This is a genomic window from Mesorhizobium sp. M7D.F.Ca.US.004.01.2.1 (assembly GCF_003997785.1).
Taxonomy (GTDB): domain Bacteria; phylum Pseudomonadota; class Alphaproteobacteria; order Rhizobiales; family Rhizobiaceae; genus Mesorhizobium; species Mesorhizobium loti.
Genome location: NZ_RZRQ01000565.1, coordinates 1 through 2,353, shown reverse-complemented (window position 1 = coordinate 2,353; position 2,353 = coordinate 1). Strand labels below are relative to the sequence as shown.

The 2,353-nt window shown below is 64.1% G+C and carries 4 protein-coding genes; all 4 read right to left on the bottom strand.

The window, feature by feature from the left end; genetic code table 11:
* On the bottom strand, positions 1–246 hold a 246-nt coding region (locus EN993_RS34775), incomplete at its 3' end, for a heme-dependent oxidative N-demethylase subunit alpha family protein (protein WP_127266137.1).
* Complete coding sequence (locus EN993_RS34770) at positions 243–530, bottom strand: YciI family protein (protein WP_127266136.1); 288 nt, start codon at positions 528–530, stop codon at positions 243–245. The genes EN993_RS34775 and EN993_RS34770, both read right to left, overlap by 4 nt.
* A gap of 14 nt (positions 531–544) precedes the next feature.
* Positions 545–1,207, bottom strand: a complete 663-nt coding sequence (locus tag EN993_RS34765) for an aminotransferase class IV family protein (protein WP_127266135.1) — start codon at positions 1,205–1,207, stop codon at positions 545–547.
* Positions 1,156–2,301 carry an aminodeoxychorismate synthase component I gene (locus EN993_RS34760; protein ID WP_127266134.1) on the bottom strand — a complete coding sequence of 382 codons (1,146 nt, stop codon included), beginning with the start codon at positions 2,299–2,301 and terminating at the stop codon, positions 1,156–1,158. Before EN993_RS34760 ends, EN993_RS34765 begins: the two co-directional genes overlap by 52 nt.
* Positions 2,302–2,353: the final 52 nt, after the last annotated feature.

Sequence of the window (2,353 nt, the reverse complement as noted above, 5' to 3'; positions counted from 1 at the left end):
GCTCTCCAGCAGATGCGCACCGAGCAAGTCGAGCACTTCCTGCTGGGCGTCCCGCGTGCCGTCTTCCTCGACGAAAACCCGCTCTGGGATTTCGGCATAGAGCCGATGCTTCTCGGCGAGATACGGCAGCAAATGGTCGTCGACCTCGATCCAGTCCGCCGGATCGAGCGGCTTCAGCCCGATGCTGAAGAGTTTCGAAGAGCCGTCATAGGGCGTGTGGGTGGGCAGCGCCTCGGCCAAGCTCATGCTTCCTTGAAATCGTCGAGTTCGCCGGTGGTCATCCTCGCCACGAATTCGGTGACGTCATAGTCTGCCGCGCCTGCCTTGGCGAAAGGGTCGGCGACCAGCCTGGCGTCGAGCACGTCGCGCGGGCATCGCGCGATGATGATGCCGCCGGTTCGCGGTTTCTTCGGCCCGGAGACGACAAAGATGCCGTCCGCATAGCAGCTCTTCAGCCACTCGACGTGCGCCGCCTGTAGTTGGTCAATCTCGGTCAGCGGTACTTTGTAGTTCAGTGAAACGACGAACATTGTCTTGGCTTCTCTCAGGTCAGTTTGGCCGGGATCAGTCCGCGCAGCGAATTGCCGAGGAACAGGGCCCTGGCGGATTTCAAATCGTCCAAGCTGTAGATTGCTTCACGGGCGCGGCCTTCATCCAGAAGCTCGGCGCGCAATACGCCAGGCAGCAGGCCGCAGTCGAGCCGGGGCGTCGCCAGCATGCCGTCGCCGAGATCGGCGAAGATGTTGGTGATCGTGCCTTCACAGATCTCGCCGCGCTCATTGGCCAGGATCACCTCGTCGGCCTGGGTGATGAGATATTCGGCACGGGCATGCGTATAGACCTGTCGCCGGCTGGTCTTGTGGCGCAGCAGCGTGTTGCGAGAATCGAGCCTCGTCCGTGCCAGCCGCAGCAGCCAGACCTTGTCGACGGCGAGCGGTTCATAGGGCCGCGCCGCGGCGGTCACCTCGCCGTCATGCGACAAAACGAGGCGCGCGCGCATGGCAATGCCGGAACCGCTGACCGCGCTGCTCAGGACCTCGCCGACCTTGCCCGGATCACAGCGGAAGCCGAGCTCCGCCGCCGAGCCATAGAGGCGCGCGAGATGGCGATCGAAGCGCAGGAAGCCCGAGCCAGGTTCCCAGCGCATGGTCTCGATCAGCTGGAAATCGGCGGTGTTCCCGTCGCGAAGCGCGCTTTCAGCAGACACTCCTGATACTCCTCCTGCGCCGTCGAATCGAAGACGACGCCGCCACCGACATTGTAGACGGCCTCGCCGCCGGAAAAGAGCGAGATGGTGCGGATCGCCACGGAAAAGCGCATCGTGCCGCCGGGCGCGATCCAGCCGATGGCCCCGCAATAGGCGTCGCGCGGCGTGCCTTCCAGATCGCGCAGGATTTCCATGGCGCGGATTTTTGGCGCACCGGTGATCGAGCCGCACGGAAACAGCGCCGCGAAGATCTGGCGGATAGAAAGCCCCGGCAGCAGTTTTGCCCTGACGTCGCTCACCATCTGGTGGACCGTCGGATAGGTCTCGATGCGGAACAGCGCGGGCACGTCCAGCGTGCCGACCTCGCTGATCAGCGAGATGTCGTTGCGCAGGAGGTCGACGATCATGCGGTTTTCGGCCTGGTTCTTCTCGTCGTTGCGCAGGAAGATCTTCTGCCGCTCGTCTTCGGCCTTGGTCGCGCCGCGCGGCGCCGTGCCCTTCATCGGATGCGTCTCGATCATGCCCCCGGCGTCGATCTCGAAGAAGAGTTCGGGCGAGCGCGACAGCACCATGGGTTCGCCGAGCGCGACCAATGCGCCATATTTCACCGGCTGGCGTTCGGTCAGCGCATCGAAGGCGGCCAGCGGGTCGCCAGACCATTGCGCATGCACCGGAAAGGTCAAATTACCCTGGTAACAATCGCCCTGCCTGATGTGCTGATGCAGCCGCGAGAACCGCTTCTCATAGTCCTTGGGCGACCACGCCGCGCGGGCGTCGAAGATCGGACCATTGGTCGCCGCTATATTGCGCGGCGGCACCGCCTCTTCGGCCGGCGCATCGAAAACCCCAAGGCAGACGAGCGGGGCGCGGCGCCCGTCCGGCAGCAAGGGGACGAGCTTCGGTTCGAGCAGATAACCCGCCTCATAGGAGAAATAGCCGGCAAGCCATTTGCCTGCATCGTGCGCGGCTTGCGCCGCCTCCAGCGCCGGCAGGAAATCCTTTGCCTCATGCGCCACGATGACATCGGCCGGCTGGTCGAAAACGAGCTGGCGCGCGCTTTCGTCGTTGCGGAAAATGGCGGCGGGCAGGGACATGGGCACCGGATGCTGCGGTCAATGAAGCCGTTGACCGCTCTATATGGGGGGC

Coding starts and splice junctions, on each gene's coding strand:
- EN993_RS34770 (WP_127266136.1), bottom strand. CDS start 530: ATGTTCGTCGTTTCACTGAACTACAAAGTACCGCTGACCGAGATTGAC.
- EN993_RS34760 (WP_127266134.1), bottom strand. CDS start 2,301: ATGTCCCTGCCCGCCGCCATTTTCCGCAACGACGAAAGCGCGCGCCAG.